At 70.2% G+C, this 16,943-nt stretch carries 16 protein-coding genes; 9 read left to right on the top strand and 7 right to left on the bottom strand.

Features of this window, described 5'->3' with window-relative positions; genetic code table 11:
- Positions 1 to 17: 17 nt before the first annotated feature.
- From ACZ55A_RS14745 to ACZ55A_RS14770, 6 genes are all read left to right on the top strand, one after another.
- The gene (locus ACZ55A_RS14745) at positions 18 to 884 is read left to right on the top strand and encodes a YwqG family protein (protein WP_468839292.1); all 867 of its coding nucleotides are present in this window, start codon (positions 18 to 20) and stop codon (positions 882 to 884) included.
- Positions 885 to 965: 81 nt separating this feature from the next.
- Positions 966 to 2,216 carry a GNAT family N-acetyltransferase gene (locus tag ACZ55A_RS14750; RefSeq protein ID WP_468839294.1) on the top strand — a complete coding sequence of 417 codons (1,251 nt, stop codon included), beginning with the start codon at positions 966 to 968 and terminating at the stop codon, positions 2,214 to 2,216.
- A 165-nt stretch (positions 2,217 to 2,381) separates the two neighbouring features.
- On the top strand, positions 2,382 to 3,110 hold the full coding sequence (locus ACZ55A_RS14755) for a TetR-like C-terminal domain-containing protein (RefSeq protein WP_468839297.1): 729 nt from the start codon (positions 2,382 to 2,384) through the stop codon (positions 3,108 to 3,110).
- 39 nt (positions 3,111 to 3,149) lie between these two features.
- A complete protein-coding gene (locus ACZ55A_RS14760) occupies positions 3,150 to 4,304 on the top strand; it encodes an MAB_1171c family putative transporter (RefSeq protein ID WP_468839299.1) in 1,155 nt (384 codons plus the stop codon).
- 344 nt (positions 4,305 to 4,648) lie between these two features.
- Positions 4,649 to 5,089, top strand: a complete 441-nt coding sequence (locus tag ACZ55A_RS14765) for a helix-turn-helix domain-containing protein (protein WP_468839302.1) — start codon at positions 4,649 to 4,651, stop codon at positions 5,087 to 5,089.
- 12 nt (positions 5,090 to 5,101) lie between these two features.
- On the top strand, positions 5,102 to 5,680 hold the full coding sequence (locus tag ACZ55A_RS14770) for a toxin (protein WP_468839305.1): 579 nt from the start codon (positions 5,102 to 5,104) through the stop codon (positions 5,678 to 5,680).
- Positions 5,681 to 5,690: 10 nt separating this feature from the next.
- On the opposite strand, the gene ACZ55A_RS14775 is transcribed toward ACZ55A_RS14770, so the two are convergent.
- The 4 genes from ACZ55A_RS14775 to ACZ55A_RS14790 form a co-directional block, all read right to left on the bottom strand.
- Positions 5,691 to 9,110, bottom strand: coding sequence for an aminotransferase class I/II-fold pyridoxal phosphate-dependent enzyme (locus ACZ55A_RS14775; RefSeq protein WP_468839308.1), 3,420 nt, complete (start codon positions 9,108 to 9,110; stop codon positions 5,691 to 5,693).
- An 89-nt stretch (positions 9,111 to 9,199) separates the two neighbouring features.
- Positions 9,200 to 10,141 (bottom strand): NAD-dependent epimerase/dehydratase family protein, encoded by a 942-nt coding sequence (locus ACZ55A_RS14780; protein WP_468839311.1) that lies wholly within the window; start codon positions 10,139 to 10,141, stop codon positions 9,200 to 9,202.
- A gap of 184 nt (positions 10,142 to 10,325) precedes the next feature.
- Positions 10,326 to 10,484 carry a DUF7196 family protein gene (locus ACZ55A_RS14785; protein ID WP_468839314.1) on the bottom strand — a complete coding sequence of 53 codons (159 nt, stop codon included), beginning with the start codon at positions 10,482 to 10,484 and terminating at the stop codon, positions 10,326 to 10,328.
- A gap of 85 nt (positions 10,485 to 10,569) precedes the next feature.
- Positions 10,570 to 10,869, bottom strand: a complete 300-nt coding sequence (locus ACZ55A_RS14790; RefSeq protein WP_468839317.1) for a hypothetical protein — start codon at positions 10,867 to 10,869, stop codon at positions 10,570 to 10,572.
- Positions 10,870 to 11,217: 348 nt separating this feature from the next.
- On the opposite strand from ACZ55A_RS14790, the gene ACZ55A_RS14795 reads away from it, so the two are divergent.
- A complete protein-coding gene (locus ACZ55A_RS14795) occupies positions 11,218 to 11,742 on the top strand; it encodes a DinB family protein (protein WP_468839320.1) in 525 nt (174 codons plus the stop codon).
- Between the two features lie 44 nt (positions 11,743 to 11,786).
- Here ACZ55A_RS14795 and ACZ55A_RS14800 read toward each other — a convergent pair whose 3' ends face one another.
- Both ACZ55A_RS14800 and ACZ55A_RS14805 read right to left on the bottom strand, forming a co-directional pair.
- Complete coding sequence (locus ACZ55A_RS14800) at positions 11,787 to 12,137, bottom strand: hypothetical protein (RefSeq protein ID WP_468839323.1); 351 nt, start codon at positions 12,135 to 12,137, stop codon at positions 11,787 to 11,789.
- Positions 12,125 to 12,592: a hypothetical protein gene (locus tag ACZ55A_RS14805; RefSeq protein ID WP_468839326.1), complete on the bottom strand. Its 468-nt coding sequence runs from the start codon at positions 12,590 to 12,592 to the stop codon at positions 12,125 to 12,127. The genes ACZ55A_RS14800 and ACZ55A_RS14805 overlap by 13 nt, the downstream gene beginning before the upstream one ends.
- Before the next feature lie 285 nt (positions 12,593 to 12,877).
- Between ACZ55A_RS14805 and ACZ55A_RS14810 the strand changes: the two genes are divergently transcribed.
- Positions 12,878 to 13,318, top strand: a complete 441-nt coding sequence (locus ACZ55A_RS14810; protein WP_468839329.1) for a J domain-containing protein — start codon at positions 12,878 to 12,880, stop codon at positions 13,316 to 13,318.
- Between the two features lie 78 nt (positions 13,319 to 13,396).
- On the opposite strand, the gene ACZ55A_RS14815 is transcribed toward ACZ55A_RS14810, so the two are convergent.
- Positions 13,397 to 16,168, bottom strand: coding sequence for a SpoIIE family protein phosphatase (locus tag ACZ55A_RS14815; protein WP_468839332.1), 2,772 nt, complete (start codon positions 16,166 to 16,168; stop codon positions 13,397 to 13,399).
- 196 nt (positions 16,169 to 16,364) lie between these two features.
- Here ACZ55A_RS14815 and ACZ55A_RS14820 point away from each other — a divergent pair, with 196 nt between their 5' ends.
- Complete coding sequence (locus ACZ55A_RS14820) at positions 16,365 to 16,880, top strand: helix-turn-helix transcriptional regulator (protein ID WP_468839335.1); 516 nt, start codon at positions 16,365 to 16,367, stop codon at positions 16,878 to 16,880.
- Positions 16,881 to 16,943: the final 63 nt, after the last annotated feature.

Below are 16,943 nucleotides of genomic sequence, written 5' to 3' on the forward strand. Positions count from 1 at the left end.
CGTGCATCATCGTTCCCATGACAGTTCCCATGGCACAGAGCACCGACGACGTACTGCACGCACTCGCTCGCGAGCACCTGCCCGATGAGATCGCCGAGCGGTGGATCGGACTGCTGCGGCCGGGCCTGCGCCTGGAGAAGGCGACGGATGTGCGTACGGACCCGGTCGTCGGCCGGCTCGGCGGACTGCCGGAGCTGCCGGAGAACGAGGAGTGGCCGATATGGGAGGGGCACGGCCCACTCTCCTTCATCGCTTCTCTCGACTGTGCCGTGCTCCCTTCCACCGCCCTCGACATCGCCCTGCCGACAGACGGCACGCTGGCCTTCTTCTACTTCGACGGGCAACTGGACGACGGCTGCGCGGTGGTCGCGCCCGATGAGCCCGACAGCTGGGCGGGAGCACGTGTGCTGTACATACCGGCAGGCGTCCCGGTCGCCGAGCGGACGGCGCCGGAGGGGATCCGGCCGTACCCCGAGGTACCGCTGACGGCGCGTGTGGAGACGACGGCACCGTACCTGTGGCATCCGCTGGTCTACCGGGAGTTCGCGCCGATGCCCGACGACCACCCGCTGTGGGGCGAGGACTTCCAGGAGGCCCTGTGGGACCACTCCGAGGGCACGGAACACCGCATCGGCGGCCATGCGCATCCGGTGCAGGACGAGGTGGAGTCCGAGGTCGCCCGCGGCGCGCTGGGCAGTCCCCCGTGGGATGACCCCCGCATCAAGGACGAAGCGCTCCGCTGGGTGCTGCTCGCCCAGTTCGACACGGATGACGACGCCGACATGATGTGGGGCGACTGCGGTGCTCTCTACTGGCTCATACGCCCCGAAGACCTGGCCGAACGCCGCTTCGACCGCGCGATGTTCACCTGGCAGTGCAGCTGACGCGAGTGCCCAGGCCCAGAACAGGGAGGAACGGCCCGTAATTCATTCGCCTGTCGGCGCTCCGTCGGCTACACAGGCGCGATGACCGACCCTTACCCGCTCCGCCCCGTCACCGACGGCGAGTTCGCAGCCTGGGCCCGCATGGTCGCCGACACGTACGGCGAGGACCGGTCCGAGGACGAACTCGCCCGCGAACGCGCCGTGATCGAGCTGGACCGTACGCTCGCCGCCTTCGACGGGACCACCCCCGTGGGAGGCACCGCGGCCGCTCCCCGGTGCCTGACCGTCCCCGGCGCTGTGATGCCGGTCGCGGGCGTCACCTGGGTCGGTGTGGCCCCCACCCACCGGCGTCGTGGCATCCTCACCTCGATGATGCGCAGGCAGCTCACCGACCTCCATCATTCCGGCGGCGAGCCGATCGCTGCACTGCGCCCTTCCGAAGCCGCCATCTACGGCCGCTTCGGCTACGGCCCGGCCACGCGAGGCGCCCGTCTGAGGTGCGACAAGCGCGCCATGCTCTTCCGGCCCGGAACCGACTTCGGCGACGGGACCCTCCGGCTCCTTCAGCGAGCGGCGGCCCGCCCACTGATCGAGAAGGTCTACGACCAGGTGCGCCTTGGCACGGCCGGCTGGTCCGACCGCACTCCCACTTCCTGGGACAGGCGCCTGCTCGACGATCCGCCGGCGCGTGCCGGGGCGAGCGCGCTGCGCTTCGCCGTCCACGAGGACGCCTCTGGTGGGGCGACCGGGTACGTGCTCTATCGGATCAAGAGCAGCCGGGACGTCTTCGGTGACAACAACAGCGCGGTCCAAGTCGTGGAGCTGGCGGCGACCTGCCGGCAGGCGTATGCCGCGCTGTGGCGTTTCCTGGCCGGAATCGACCTGGTGCCGTGGATCGAGTACGAGGGGGCGGTGGACGAGCCCCTCACACACCTGCTGGTCGACCCACGCGCGGTGCGCTCGGCACCGGTTGACCGTCTGTGGGTGCGCCTGGTCGACGTGGACCGGGCGCTCGCCGGACGTCGCTATGCCACACCGCTCGATCTCGTCCTCGACGTCCGGGACGGTTTCTGCCCGTGGAACACCGGGCGCTACCGTATGCGGGCCGACGGCGCCACAGTCGTCTGCGAGCGTACGGACGCCCCCGCCGACCTGCGGCTGACCGCTGCCGAACTGGGGGCGGCCTTCCTCGGCGGGACCACGCTCGCCTCGCTCGCGGCCGCCGGTCTGGTCCAGGAGCTGAGGCCGGGCGCGCTGGCCCGGGCAACGACCGCCTTCCGCGCGGATCGGGAGCCGTTCTACCCGGGCGGCTGGGCCTTCCCCGCGTACTGACCCCTGCGGGCCCCGCGTAGCTTCAGGGGGGAGGCGGGGATGAGGCGGGAAGACAAGAGCCGGGAAAGAAAGGGGAGTTGGCAGATGGCCGGATCACAGCGCATGGCCGACGCTTTACGGGCGATGGCGCCCAGGGCCGTTGTAGCCGACAGGTACGGTTTGGCCATGGATGTTTCCGGAACGAGCGGCGTCGATGAGAACAGCGGGCGACCGGCGGTCATCAAGGCCACCGCGCGCCAACTGCTGGGGAAACTGGGCGCCGGAGGGCTGTCGCTGGATGCCGTGGCCGAGGGCAGCGGTCTTGCCGTCACCGATGTGGAAGCCGTCTTCCCGCATCGGCACGACCTGCTGACGGCGCTGGTGATCGACGCCTACAACGAGTCCGGCGCCGCGATGGAGCAGGCCGATCAGGACGCCAGGGACGCCGGGGCGTCGGCGGGCGCGCGGCTTCTCGCGGTGACTCGTGCACTGCGGCAGTGGTCCTTCGACAACTCGGCCGCATTCACGCTGATTTACGGTTCGCCCGTTCCGGATTACCACGCCCCGCAGGACACCGTCCCGCCCGCCTCGCGCACCCCCGCGGTGCTGGCCGGCATTGTGCGTTCGGCGCTGGAGGCCGGTGAACTCACCCCGCCCAGGCGGGCGGTGCCCGGGCCGCCGCTGCTCCTGCCGGAGGCCGTGGAGCTCTTCGGCGGCGTGCCCGAGGCACCGTTCTCGGACATCATCGAGCGAGGCATCGTGCTGTGGAGCAATCTGATCGGGCTCCTGGTGTTCCAGGTCTTCAGCCGTACCCACGACAGCGTCCGGGACGAGTCCGCGTTCTTCGACTTCGCCATCGCCGTGGCGGCCGAAAGCATCGGACTCGTGGTTCCCTTGGGCGAGAACAACGACTAACCGTTCGCCGCGTGCGCGGCACCGGCAGGGAATCAGGCCGTGAACACCACTAGAACCCTCTGCTTCGTCATTGCGGCGCTCTCGTCGTATGCCGCGCTCGTCTACCGGCTGTGCCAAGTACGGCGCAGCTGGCGGGAGAACGCCTACCGCACGCTGGTGATCACTCTCCTGCTCCAGTGCCTCACCTTCACGATGGGTGCCGTCGCCATGGGGAGCAAGAGCTTCCTGGGCGTCGGCAACCTCGCCATCCTGGTGATGCATATAGCGGCGGTCGCCTTCTGCGTCAGCGCGCAGATCATCCTGCTGCGCTGGGCGTCGGCCACCGAGGAGGCGGTACGGAAGACCCGCTACTGGGTGCTCACCGGCATCGCCCTCAACGCGCTGCTGATCGCGCTCTTCTTCATCGCCGACGGCCCGGGCAGGCCGGCTACGGACTTCAACACCGGCAGCGGCCGGCCGCTGGTCCTCACCTACCTCCTGGTCTTCATCGTCTCCCAGGCGGTTCCGTGCGTGACCATCTTCCGCCAGTGCGGCCCCTACGCCCGTATGGCCGGTAAGGCCTCGCTGCGGCAGGCCCTGCGGCTGCTCTCCGTCGCCGCGGTGATCCTCTTCCTCTACTGCCTGGCCAGGACGGTCAATATCCTGACCGCCGCGTGCGGGATCGACATCGGCGTCTGGCAGATCGCCGCCAACGTCTTCAGCGCGGTGGGCATCGTCACCCTCTCGCTCAGCCTGACCATCTCCTCCTGGGGGACGTCGGCCGCCAAACTGCTGGACTGGGCGCGCAGTTACCGCTCCTACCGGGCCCTCTATCCGCTCTGGCGGGACCTGTACGAGTCCTCCCCGGACATCGTCCTGGAGCCGCCCGGGGCTTCGGTCTCCGACCTCAACTACCGTCTCCACCGGCGGGTCATCGAAATACGCGACGGATGGCGGGACTTGCGGCCTTATATCGACCGCGCCGCCAACGGTGCCGACGGAGCGGAGGACGGGGCGAACGAGGAGTCCCGGCAGGCGTTCGCCGAGGCGGCACAGATCAGACAAGCCCTGCACGCCAAGCGCACCGGCACCATCCCCGATGACAACAAGGACGTCGCCGACTTCGAAGACCGCGACACGGACAACTTCAGCGCGGAGGTCGCGTGGCTCACCAAGGTCGCAGCCGCCTACCGTAAAATCGGCAGCGTGGGTTGAGAGCTCCTGCCCGGTCTGTCCCCCGTCAGGCCGGGCAGGTTTCCCCCGTTACGCCCCCCGTTTTCCCCCGTTCCCCCCGGGTGGCTCCCCCGTTTTTTCCTGTCGAGCCGGGCGGGTGTTGTCCTTGCCTTGTCCCGCCCGACCCCGGCCTGACCGATCCACCGAAGGCCGGGCCGGGCCGACATGACTGGCAGCCAACTCGGCTACCCCCGTGAGCGAAGTTAGCTGGCAGCTATCGGCAAGGTCCACGTTGGCGGAGTCGGGGCCGATTGTCAACTGACCGCTAATCTGCGAAACTGACAGATAGCCAAGGGCAAATCCGAGGGGGTGACGGGAGGTTCGCAATGTCCGAGACTGACGACCGGCCCATGCTGGCAGTGCGCCTGGACGACCTCTTCAAGACGGTTCGCCCCAAGGGCAAGCACTGGACCAATGCCGAGGTGGCGGAGGAGCTGAAGCGGGCCAACCCCGAACTCAGGGTCGGGGGTGTGTATCTGTCGCAGTTGCGGACGGGTAAACGCTCCAATCCCTCACCGGACCTACTGGCTGCCCTGGCGCGGTTCTTCGGTGTGTCCGTCGCCTACTTCTTCGACGACAAGGTCGCCGAGTCCGTACTCAGCGAGGTCGCCGCCATCGAGGCGCTGCGGCAGGCAGGGGTCCGCGCCGTGGCGATGCGGGCGGCAGGGATGAAGAAGGAGAACCTCCAGGCCATCACCGCCATCATGGACCAGTACCGGCAGCTGCAGGGCCTTCCGCCCGTCACCGAGCCCTCGGACCCGGAGTAGGGGGCGCGGGGGGTGAGGGGCGCCGGTCAGGGGCGGTCGGTCGATCACGACCGCCGCAGTCAGCTCAAGAAGCTACGGAAGGCCGGCGCGCGGCGGATCGCCGAACTCGATCTGCCGGAGGTGTCCGATGTGGCCGAGCTCTGCCGCTACCTCGGCGAGGTCCGCGACCGCCCGATCACGCTGGTCCCGATGCAGATGCCCGCGTCGCAGCCGTGCGGTATGTGGGTCGCCGCACGCGACGAGGACCTGATCTTCTACGACGCCAACACGACCAGCGCGCATCAGGAGCACATCATCTTGCACGAGCTGGGCCACATCATCTGCTGCCATCGCGGGGCAGGCTGGCTGGACGAGGCGAGCGCCCGCTTCCTCTTCCCCAACCTCGACCCCGACCTCGTGCGTGACATGCTCCTGCGCGCGACCTACGACGACATTCAGGAACAGGAAGCCGAGATCATCGCCTATCTGCTCTCCCAGCAGATGGGCAGCACCGAGGAACGGCATGGTGCGCCGCCGGCCGAGGAAGCCGGGGAAGGCGCGGAATCCGGAAAGAACGCCATGCTCAGCCGGATCGAACAGACGCTGATCTGACGTGGGTTACTCATCCCCCGGCGGCTGCCACCTCCTCGGCCAGGATCGACACGGCCCGTCGGATGTCGTCCTCACGGTGGTCGCTGGTCACGAAGAACCGCAGCCTCGCGAGCCCCTCCTCGACGGCCGGGTGGAAGATCGGATCGGCGATGACACCCCGGTCGAACAGCCGGTCCGCGACGCGCAGGGTCCGCGCCGAGTCGCCGAGGACACACGGCACGACCGGAGTGTGGGCACTGGAGCCCGTCGCCAGACCGGCCGAGGCGGCCAGGCCGAGGAAGAGCTCCGCGTTCCGCCGCAGCGTACGCACCCGGTGCGGTTCCGCGACGATCAGCTCGGTGGCGGCCAGCGCCGCGGCTGCGTTGGCCGGGGTCAGGCCGACGCTGTAGACGAAGCCCGGCAGTGTGTGCCGCAGCCACCGCACCATCCGGGCCGAGCCGCCGAGGTAACCGCCGCAGCTGGCGAAGGCCTTGGACAGGGTCCCCATCCACAGATCCACGTCGGCCCTGTCGACGCCGAAGAACTCGCCGACGCCACGGCCGCGTTCACCCACGGTGCCGATGCTGTGCGCCTCATCGACCATCAGCAAGGCGCCGTAGCGCTTCTTCAGCTCGATCACGGCGGGCAGGTCGACCAGGTCGCCGTCCATGCTGTAGGCGCCCTCGACGGCGATCAGTACCCGCCTGAACCGGGACCGGTTGAGCCGCAGCATGTGTTCCAGCTGCCCGATGTCGTTGTGGGCGAACGGGCGCCGCGCCGCCCCGGACAGTGCGCAGCCCTGAAGGATGCTGTCATGGGCGAGCGCATCGTGCACCACGAGGTCCCCCGCGCCGACGAGGTGCCCGATCGCGGTGACATTGGTGGCATGGCCGCTCACCAGCGCCAGACAGTCCCCGACGCCGAGGAAGTCGGTGAGCCCCCGCTCCAGCCGTACGGTCAGGTCCCGTTCGCCGGAGAGCACCCGGCTCGCGGAGACCGACGACCCGTACCGGTCCACCGCCTCGTGCAGGGCCTCGTTGACCGCCGGATGGCCGGAGAGCCCCAGGTAGTTGTAGCTGCCGAAGGACAGGTACGCCCGGCCGCCGATCACGGTCGTATCGCGGATGTTGCCCTGATGGACCCGGAAGTACGGGAAGTCCGCACCGCTGCTGGTGATCGAGGTCAGGCGCTCCTCGAACTGCCGCACTTCCGGGAAGTCATCGACGCACGCCGTCCCGGCGTACCGGTCCGCCCGCGTCTCCTGGGGCAGGAGCTCACCGGGGGCCGGCGGCTCCGTGAGGTGCGGGGCGACCAGCGCGATCAGCCGCTCGATGGTGATGCCGGGCGAGAAGATCTCCTCGCTGCGGAAGCCCGGTATCCGCTTGCCGATGCTGACCTCCAGCTCGTGCAGCATCAGCGAGTCGAAGCCGAGATCGGTCACCAGCGCCATCCGCTCGCTCAGGTCGGAGAGAGGGAAGACGCCGGTCCGCGACACCTCTTCGAGCACGAGGGAGGTGGCGGCCGCGCCACCGGCCCGCACCGGCGCGGGCGCCGCCTCGGGCGGGTCCACCAGGCCGGTCCCGTCCTCCCCCACGGCCCTGTCGGCGTGGGTGGGGATGCCGCTGCCCTCGCGAGCCGACGCGTCCACCGCCCAGTGGTGGCGCGGGGCGAGCGGACTCGGCGGCAGGGTGCACGGGGGTATGCGCTCCCTCACCGGGCGGAGTCCCGGGCCACTGACCGCGCGCTGCGCGAGCTGGGCCAACGCGGCCTTCGGTGCGTCGGCGGGCAGCTCGCCCGGCGCGGGAACGGCGGCCTCGGGCCGCTCACCGAGTACCACCGTGCCGGCCACCTGTCCCGGCCCGAGATCTCCGGTACGGCCCGCCGCCACGGCCTCGGCGGCCGCGGTCAGCTTGCCGACGGCGTCAGTGGCGTCCTCGGCCACCACGGCAAGTCGTTCCGCGAAGGGGGCCCGGTGCGCCAGGGTGTCCGCCACCGCGGCCAGTGGCGGCTGGTCGCCGGCGATGGTGTGCGCCAGTTCCCTGGCGTAACGGGCCAGTCCGGCCCGGTCGCGGGCGCTGAGCACCAGGAGGTGCGGCCCCCCGTCCTCTGTCGGGCGGGCCGGGGGCGTACCGCACTGCTCCACCACCAGATGGACACCGGTGCCGCCGAAGCCGAAGGCGCTCACCCCCGCCCGGCGCGGCTGCCCGGGCTCCGGCCATCCGGTCGGCGTCGTCGGGATGGTCAGACGTGCGGCGTCGAGCCCGGAACGGTCGGCCAGATCGAACTCCGGCTGCGGCGGTACCACGCCCCGGTGCACGGCCAGTACGGTCTTGATGAGTCCGGCGATCCCCGCGGCGTTGAGCGAGTGCCCGACCACCGCCTTCACCGCGCCGAGAAAGGCGGGCGCGCCCCGCTCACCGCGGAGTTCGCGCAGGACACCGACCTCGACCGGATCGCCGACCGTGGTCCCGGTGCCGTGTGCCTCCAGATAGCCCACCGATTCCGGGGCCAGGCCCGCATCGCGGTAGGCCCGGCGCAGTGCCCTGAGCTGACCGGCCGCCTGCGGCTGCATACCGCCCTGCACGGTCCCGTCATTGGCCGTGCCCACACCCCGGATCACCGCATAGACCCGGTCGCCGGCCGCCAGTGCATCGGCCAGCGGCCGCAGCACCAGGACCCCGCCGCCCTCTCCCAGGACGAAGCCATCGGCGTCCGCGCCGAACGGCAGGCATCTGCCGCTGCGCGAGATGGCGCCGACCCGGCACAGCCCCACCAACAGGTCGGGGGTGAGTATCAGTTGGGCGCCACCCGCGAGCGCGATACGGCATCGGCCCGCGCGCAGCGCGAAAACGGCGTTGGCCACGGCCATCAGTCCACCGGAACACGCCGAGTCCAGCGCATAGCTCTCGCCATGCAGATCGAAGACCGAACTGACCGTGTTCGGCCCCATGTTGAGCAGGAGCCCGGCCACCGAGGTGCCGTGCAGCCCGTCGACCGCGCGGACCATCTCCGGCCACCGGGGATCTCTCGCCGATGCCCCGAACTCGCCGCCGGCCAGCTGCCGCATCCGGATGTGCAGGGTGCTGAGCTCGCGGTACCCGCTCTCGGTGAGCGATGTGATCACCGAGGTCTCCTCACGGTCGAAGCCCTCGGCCTCCCACCCTGCGTCCTGGATCGCCTCACGGGCGAGGTCGATCAGCATCCGGTGCTGAGGATCCATCGATCTGGCCCGGCGCGGCGGGATGCCGTAGTGCACCGCGTCGAAGTGGCTCACGTCCGGCAGCAGCGCCATGGTGTCCGTATAGGCCGCGGACGCGTCACGGAAGTTGTCGCTGAGGAAGGTGGCGGCACGCCACCGCGCGGCCGGGACGGTGGAGAACTGCGCCTGCGGGGCCGTGAGGAGCCGCCAGTACTGGTTCACATTCGGCGCGCCCGGAAACCGGCAGGCCATCCCCACGATCGCGACGTCATCGCGCCGCGCTCCCGCTGAACCCACTGAACCCGCTGAACCCGCTATGGAGTCGTGTCCTGTCACAGCTGTCACCCGGTGCCGGCCAGTCGCTCACGCCACCATTCCACCGTCGCCTTGATCTGCTCGTCGACGGGGGTGGCCCGTACCGCGAACGCGGCTTCGTAAGCGCTCGAATCGACGACGAACGGACGGTCGAACTGGTAGCGGACCTCCTTCAGTTCACGGATCAGCGGGGAGAACACCGACGCGACACCCAGTACGGCCGGCGACAGCCTGCGCACCGCGACCGGCGCCGTTCCCGACTGAGCGGCAAGGCGGTCGACCATCTCCCGGGTGGACAGCGCGGGCTCCGTCGGAACGTGCCAGGCCCGTCCCCAGGCCCGTTCCTCGCCCGCGACCTCGACCAGCGCCCTGGCCACATCGGGGAGATAGCTCCAGCTGTGCGGGGCGTCCGGATCCCCGAGCGTGGAGACCGGCTTGCCGCGCAGCAGCCGTGGCATGACGCGTGCGGCCAGGTGCCCGCCGTCGGTCACACCGGGCCCGAAGAAGTCCGAGGCCCGCACTTCGACCGCCTTGATACGGCCCTGCTCGTGCAGCTGCTGCGCCTGCTTCCACACGGCGGCGCGCACCCGCCCCTTGGGGCCGGTCGCCGCGAGCGGCAGCTCCTCGGTCATGGGGCCGTCCACCGGACCGTAGCCGTAGAGGTTGCCCAGCATGACCAGCACGGCCCCGGTCGCCTCGGCCGCCGCGCAGACCGACGAGGCCAGCGGCGGCCAGTCACTCGCCCAGCGGGGGTAGGGCGGTGCGGCACAGTTGTAGATCGAGGCCGCACCCTGCGCGGCCTCGATCAGTTGCTTGCTGTCCGTCGCGTCCAACGCGACATGCTCGATACCGGGCTCCGGGCCTCGGCCCGACCTGGTGACGACGCGTACCGAATGACCCTGTTCGACCAGCAACCGAGCGGTGGCCGCCCCGGCGGGCCCGAATCCTAGAACGACATAAAGGCTCACCCGCGCACACTAGCGTCCATGGGTGTTTCTCCTGCGTCTGGTGAGTCAGGGGTGCGCCACCCGGAGGCGGATGCCCATGGTTTCGGTCAACTTCCCCTCGGTGAAGGTCACCGCCTCCGGGGCGACCGTACGCCGGCACGCAAGCGCGACCGTCCGCGTACTCTGCCGCCCCCTCAAGGGGCCGCTATTGGGTAGTGGTTGTGATGGTTCCGATGCCACCCGCGCGCCTGTTGGCCGCTTCCGCTTCTTGGTACGTGAAGTATTGATAGATCCTTCCGTCCGGCAGATTCAGCTGGTAAATGATCACCGGCTGAGGAGCTCCACCACCGCAATTACAAGGCATTCCCGGATTCCCTTCGATTCATCGCAGCGCAACTGCTCTCCCCCGCTGATGTCACATCAACTCCGAGCCCCACCACCCCTCGGCATCAGTCCAGCCACCGCGAAGAAATTCCCGCAAGGTAGGAAAGGCTCAGAGCAGTTTCCGGCACCTGAAGCCACAGCGAACCATCGAGGCGGTAGGCGGACAGGGCGACTGCGGTTGCGACCCAAATGCTGGCGCACCAGCTACAGTTGACCAGGTAGGTGAGCTTGGAGTCGTCGCCGCAGCGATCGGCGACCCATGAACGAAACCCCGCCGCGAGCGTGTCCTTGGTGAGGAACCGGGTGATACGACACGTAGTGCCGAGGGCAAGAAGGAACTCTGCAAGGCTCATGCCTACCGTCATGAAAGCAGCCCCTTTGCGAAGAGTTCGGTGTGGGGCGCTACCGCAAGCAGCTGTACAGACAGCAGTGTTCGCGCAAGTCCATCCGCCGGGGTGCCCAAGAACGCACAACGACGCCAAGAAGTCGCTGGCTTGCCCCCGACGGAGGATGGGCACCCCACAGTCGGTACAGCCATTAGAGCCACGCCGTGGACACCGCGCCATATCACTCACGGGAATTACACCCGAATGGCGTAGCGTTGACCTCGGTCGTTCCTCTGCGCACCTCGGCGTGGATCACCCCATGTCCGGCGGTTCCCGGTTCCCGGTCCTCGGGCTGCTCTTTCCGCGCGTTGTGCGAGGGTGAGGTGCATGATGACACCCGACGGACGAACTGTGCCGCCTCCGCACGGGGACGAACGTGCCGTGCTGGAAGCCTGGTTGGACTTTCACCGTGCCACATTGGCCCTCAAATGCCAGGGGCTGGACAATCACCAAGTACGCCTGGCCCCGGTCCCACCGTCATCGATGACGCTGCTGGGCCTCGTTCAGCACATGGCAGAGGTGGAACGCAACTGGTTCCAGCGGGTGTTCGGGCGACGTGAGGTGCCCGTGGTGTTCGAGGAGGGTAAGGGGGACGGATTTGCGCTCGTTCCCGGTCGCGGGCTCGATGAGGTGCTGGGCATCTGGCGAGCGGAGATTGACCGGAACCGTGAGCTGATCGCCGACGCCTCGCTGGAGGACTCCGGCCGGCTCTCGGCGGACGAGGCCGGTCATGTCGGCGATCAAGGCGTCTCACTGCGCTGGATCCTGGTCCATATGATCGAGGAGTACGCCCGGCACAACGGACATGCGGACCTGATCCGGGAGTGCATCGACGGGGTCACAGGGGCGTGAGGAGGCGGGCCGTGGAGCCCGCCCTCGTGGCCGGTGGACACGTCCTACGTGGTCCGTAGCGCGGTTACGGTCTGCTGCGGCCGCGGGGTGGTGACGGCGACGCGGGCGAACGGTGACGGCGGGCGCAGGTCGGCATGGACGACCGGGCCGCGGTGCGGGCAGATCGCGGTGAAGTCCTGGGCGCCGCCGTACTGCCGCGTCCCGAGGTACAGGCCGCCGGGGATCTGTACGCCCCGGGCCTTCGTCCCGCGCAGGGCCCGCCACCAGTCGGGCTGCACCGTCACGTTCTCGACCGCCGCCAGGGGGACGCGTACGGTGCTCCGCCCGGCCGTGATCTTCTCCCACCACGCCAGGCGGACCACCAGCTCGTCGCCGTCCACCGTCAGCCGCGCCATTGCCTCACGTCGTCCTCGTCCTCGTCCTCGTCCTCGTTCTCTTCCTCGTCCTCAGCCGTTGCCGCTGCCGCCGCCGCTGCCGGTGTGTCGTCGGGGGGGCCGAGCTGTTCGGGCTGGGGGTGGGATCCGGCGCCGAGCAGCGGGGCGCCGTGCCGCTCGGGGCGGTGTCCGGCTGCCTCGGAGATCTTCTCGCGGGGGGTGTGGAGGGGGCCGGGCGGTGTCGGGGTGGACCGGCGGGCGATGATGCGGCCCACCCAGCGGTGGCCGCACTGGGGGCACGGCGGCGCACCGGCCGGGGTGTACGGAGAGGAGACCACGACGCCGTCGCGGGAGAAGTACTCCCAGTCGCCTTGTTCGTCGTCCCGGTAATGCTGGACGTCGTAGTCGATGCTCCACTGGTTCCAGCACCGGCCACAGGTGAACTCCACACGTTCCACGGCCAGTTCTGTGATCATGGTGTTCACCTCCCGTCCCGAGGTCGAGGTGTGACAGAGGAGCCGGGCGCCGGCCGGCCGCCCGAGTCGGAGGCCTCGGACCGCTCGGCGGAGGCCGCCGGTGAGCTCCCGGTCCGGCCCCGCACCCCACACCTCGTATACCCGCATATGGGACATATTGACAAGGCTCCTCTCAGGTTCTATGCAAGTGGTGCAGGAGGTTCTCTCGGTATCGGCCGGCCTGAGGCGGGCCCTGCCAGGGGTCCCGCCCGGCAGGTCGCTTCGCCCGGCGAGGAGGTGAGAGCGATGCCCGGGCGGCAGCCCCCGCGCGACCACTACGCGGTACTCGGCCTCCCGCCCTCCGCGTCGGCCAGACAGATCACCACCGCATACCGCAGGCTGGTGCGTGCCCTGCACCCGGACACCAGCCCGGACCGCCCGACGGCGCGAGAGGACTTTGCCGAGGTCGTCGAGGCCTACGAGACCCTCCGCGATCCGCAACGGCGCGCGGCCTACGACGCCGGCCGTGAGCGCTCCGCCGCTTCGGGCCGCCCGGTGCATGTCCGTGTCGTCCGGACGTACGGCACCCCGGCCGTACCGCCCACCGTGGTACGGGGCGGCCACCTCGAGGTGCGGATCGGCCCGGTGCGGGTGGAGTACCGCACGACGCAGGACGACCGGCCGGCCTCAGGCCCGCTCGACCGGATCCTGACGTGGCTGTGGGAGGAGGCGCGCCCATGGCTGTGACGGGCGACGGCTTCCGCGCCGTCCCGCACCGGGGCCCCGTGGCCCCGGTGCGGGCCCGGGCCGCGGAGAGCAGGCCGGTCAGAGCAGCGCCTGGCCGATGACTTGTTCTGCCCAGATGATCTTGCCTTCCGGTGTGTAGCGGGTGCCCCAGTGCTGGGCGAGCTGGGAGACGAGGAAGAGGCCGCGGCCGCCCTCGTCCTCGGCGGCGGCGTAGCGGAGGTGCGGGGAGGTACTGCTGGTGTCGGAGACCTCGCAGATCAGCGTGCGGTCGTACAGCAGCCGGACCCGGATCGGGCCGGTGGCGTGCCGGATGGCGTTGGTGATGAGCTCGCTGAGGATGAGCTCGGTGGTGAAGACCGTCTCCTCCAGGTCCCAGCGGGCCAGTTGCCGGGAGATGTTCGCCCGGGCGTCGGCCACGGCCGCCGGGTCGGAGGGGACCTCCCACTCCGCGATGCGGTCGGGAGCCAGTCGGCGGGTGCGCGCGACGAGCAGGGCGATGTCATCGCGCTGGCGGTCCGGGAGCAGGGCGGCGAGCACGGCCTCACAGGTTTCCTGCGGGGTCCGTTCGGGGTGCGCCAATGCCGTGGCGAGGGTCTGGAGTCCGGTGTCGATGTCCCGTCTGCGGTCCTCGACGAGACCGTCGGTGTACAGGACGATGCTGCTGCCCTCGGGCAGGCGCAGCTCCGCCGCCTCGAAGGGCAGGCTGCCGAGGCCGAGCGGCGGGCCGGCCGGGAGGTCGGGGAACTGTACGGTCCCGTCGGGGTGGACGAGCCCCGGCGGGGGATGGCCGGCGCGGGAGAAGGTGCACACACCGCTGGCGGGGTCGTAGATCGCGTACAGGCAGGTGGCGCCCGCGATCATGACGTCCTCGTTCGCCGCGGCCGCCTCGTGGTCGATGCGGTTGACCAACTCGTCCAGGTGGCTGAGGAGTTCGTCGGGCGGCAGGTCGAGGGTGGAGAAGTTCTGCACCGCGGTACGCAGCCGGCCCATCGTGGCGGCGGCGTGCAGCCCGTGGCCGACCACATCGCCGATGACCAGGGCGACGCGGGCGCCGGGCAGCGGGATGACATCGAACCAGTCGCCGCCCACCCCGGTCTGTGCGGGCAGGTAGCGGTGGGCCATGTCGAGGGCGTTCTGTTCGGGCAGGCCGCGCGGGAGCAGGCTGTGCTGGAGGGTGACGGCCATGGCGTGCTCGCGGGTGAAGCGGCGGGCGTTGTCGATGCATACGGCGGCCCGCGCCGCCATCTCCTCCGCCAGCGACAGGTCCCCCTCCTCGAAGGCCGGACGCTCTGCGGCCCGCCAGAAGTTGGCGACCCCCATGAGGACACCACGCGCCTGGAGCGGAACGGTGAGGAACGACCGGCATCCGTAGTTGACGACCAGCTGGAGGCGTTCCGGGTCCTCGGCGCGCCAGTCGTCGGCGACCCGCAGATCGGGTACGAGGACGGACCGTCCGGTGACGAATCCCGTGCCCATCGGGGTGGTGGCGGGGTACCGGTGGAGTTCGCCGACCGGGTAGAGGGGGTGATCGTCGCGGATACCGGCGAGCGCCACCCGGCGCAGTTCCGGCGCCTCGCGGTACGCCCCCGCCGGTGGCTCCTCACCGCTGAGCACGGGCTCGGCGAGGTCGACCGTGACGTAGTCGGCGAACCAGGTCACGGCGACCTGGGTAAGCTCCTCCGCGGTGCGCCGCACATCGAGGGTGGTGCCGATGGCCACGCTCGCGTCGTACAGCAGCCGCAGCCGGCTCTGGGCGGACTCCGCCTTTCCCGCGAGGGCGAGCAGTTCGGTGGAGTCCCGCAGGGTGGCGACGCTGCCTGGCGGGCCTCCCCGGCGGTCCGTGGGCCGGTTGTTCACCGCCAGCAGCCGGTCACCGACCGGCATCACCTCGTCGGTGGCCACCCGCCCGGAGACCAGCAGGTCGGTCACCCGGGGCGAGAGGCCGAGGTCGGTGACGTTGCGCCCCTCCACCTCCGGGGCCAGCCCGAGGAGCCGGCGCGCCTCGTCGTTCACCAGCACGACGCGCCGGTCGGCGCCGACGATGAGCACGCCCTCCCGTACGGCATGCAGCACCGCGTCGTGGTGCTCGTACATGCGGGTCATCTCCGCCGGGCCGAGGCCATGGGTCTGGCGTTGCAGCCGGCGGCTGGCGAGGCCGGTGCCGATGGTGGCGAGGGCGAGTGCGGCGGCGCCGGTGCCGAGGACCACCGGCAGTTGCTCGTCGATGGCGCTGCTCACCCGGCTGACCTTCAGGCCCGACGACACCAGGGCCACCACCGCCCCGCTCTTGTCCCTGACCGGGACGACCGCCTGGACCTCGTTCCCGAGCGGGCCGCGCACGCTTTCGACGGTGACGTGCCCGGCGAGCGACGGCCCGATGGTGCCGACGAAGCGCTTCCCGATCAGGTTCGGCTTGGGGTGGGTGTAGCGGATGCCGGCCCGGTTCATGACGACGACGAAGTCCAGGCCGCCGCGCTTGCGTGCGTCCTCGGTCAGCGGCTGGAGCACCGCGGACGGATTGCGGCTGTGCAGCACGTCCACCAGACCAGGGCTGTGGGCGAAGGCCTCGGCCGCGGCGACCGAACGGTCACGCGCACTCTGGAAGCGGTCGCTCCGCGCCTGGACCAGCAGCGTGACCACCGCGGCCACGACGAGCAGCAGCACGATCAGGATCTGGAGCAGGAACATCTGACCGGCGACGCTGTGGACGTCCACCACCGAGCGCAACCGCCGCCCCGATGCCTTCGGGGAGCCGTTGTGCGGCTCGCGCCGGTCGCTGCGGCCCGGGCGCCGACCGGTGAACCAGCGCCGCGACGGTGGCCACGGGAAGCGGCCGGAGATTCGGGCCATGTCTCAATATCTACCTTGCACCCGATGTGTTCATATACGCACCACGCCGGGGTGCCGGTTAGCCGTACGACGACTCGCGGGGCGGGGTCGGGCGACACATGTGGGCCGTGGCGGCGACGGCCGGGCTACCGGTGCCCCGCGCTGCGCCCCCAGAGCGACCGGGTTCCCGGGCCGGCCGTCGCGATACGGTCGCGGCATGGCTGACGCCCGTTTGACCACGCCCTCCTTCCTCGTGCTCGGCATCATCGACAAGCTGGGCGAGGCCAGTCCGTACGACGTGAAGGTCGAGGCCGCCCGCACGGTGGCGCCGTTCTGGTCGATGCCGCATGCGCAGGTGTACGCGCAGTGCGACCGCCTCGTGGAGGCCGGCCTGCTGTCCGAGCACCGGCAGGCCGGCGGGCGCAACCGGCGGCTGATGAAGCTGACCGCGGCGGGCAAGGCGGCGTTGGAGGACTGGCTCGCCGACCCGGCCTTTGTGCCGGTCGAGGCGCGCGAGCGCGGCATCCTGAAGCTCTGGTTCGGGGCCGAGCCGGAGGTGCTGGCCCCGGTGCAGCTCACCGAGCACCACCGGACGCTCGCGGACTACGAGGAACTCGCCGAGAGCGTCGGCGCGTTGCTGACGCGCGGACAGCGGGAGGCGCTGGAGTTCGGGATCCGCTATGAGCGGATGATGGTCGATTTCTGGCAGTGGGTGGAACAACGCGGTTCGTGATTGCCGCCGCCCTGACCGTTGCCCCCTACGACGGATCGCCCCTACGTTCCCCATAGTCCAGAA

This window comes from Streptomyces sp. NPDC034111 (assembly GCF_055575375.1).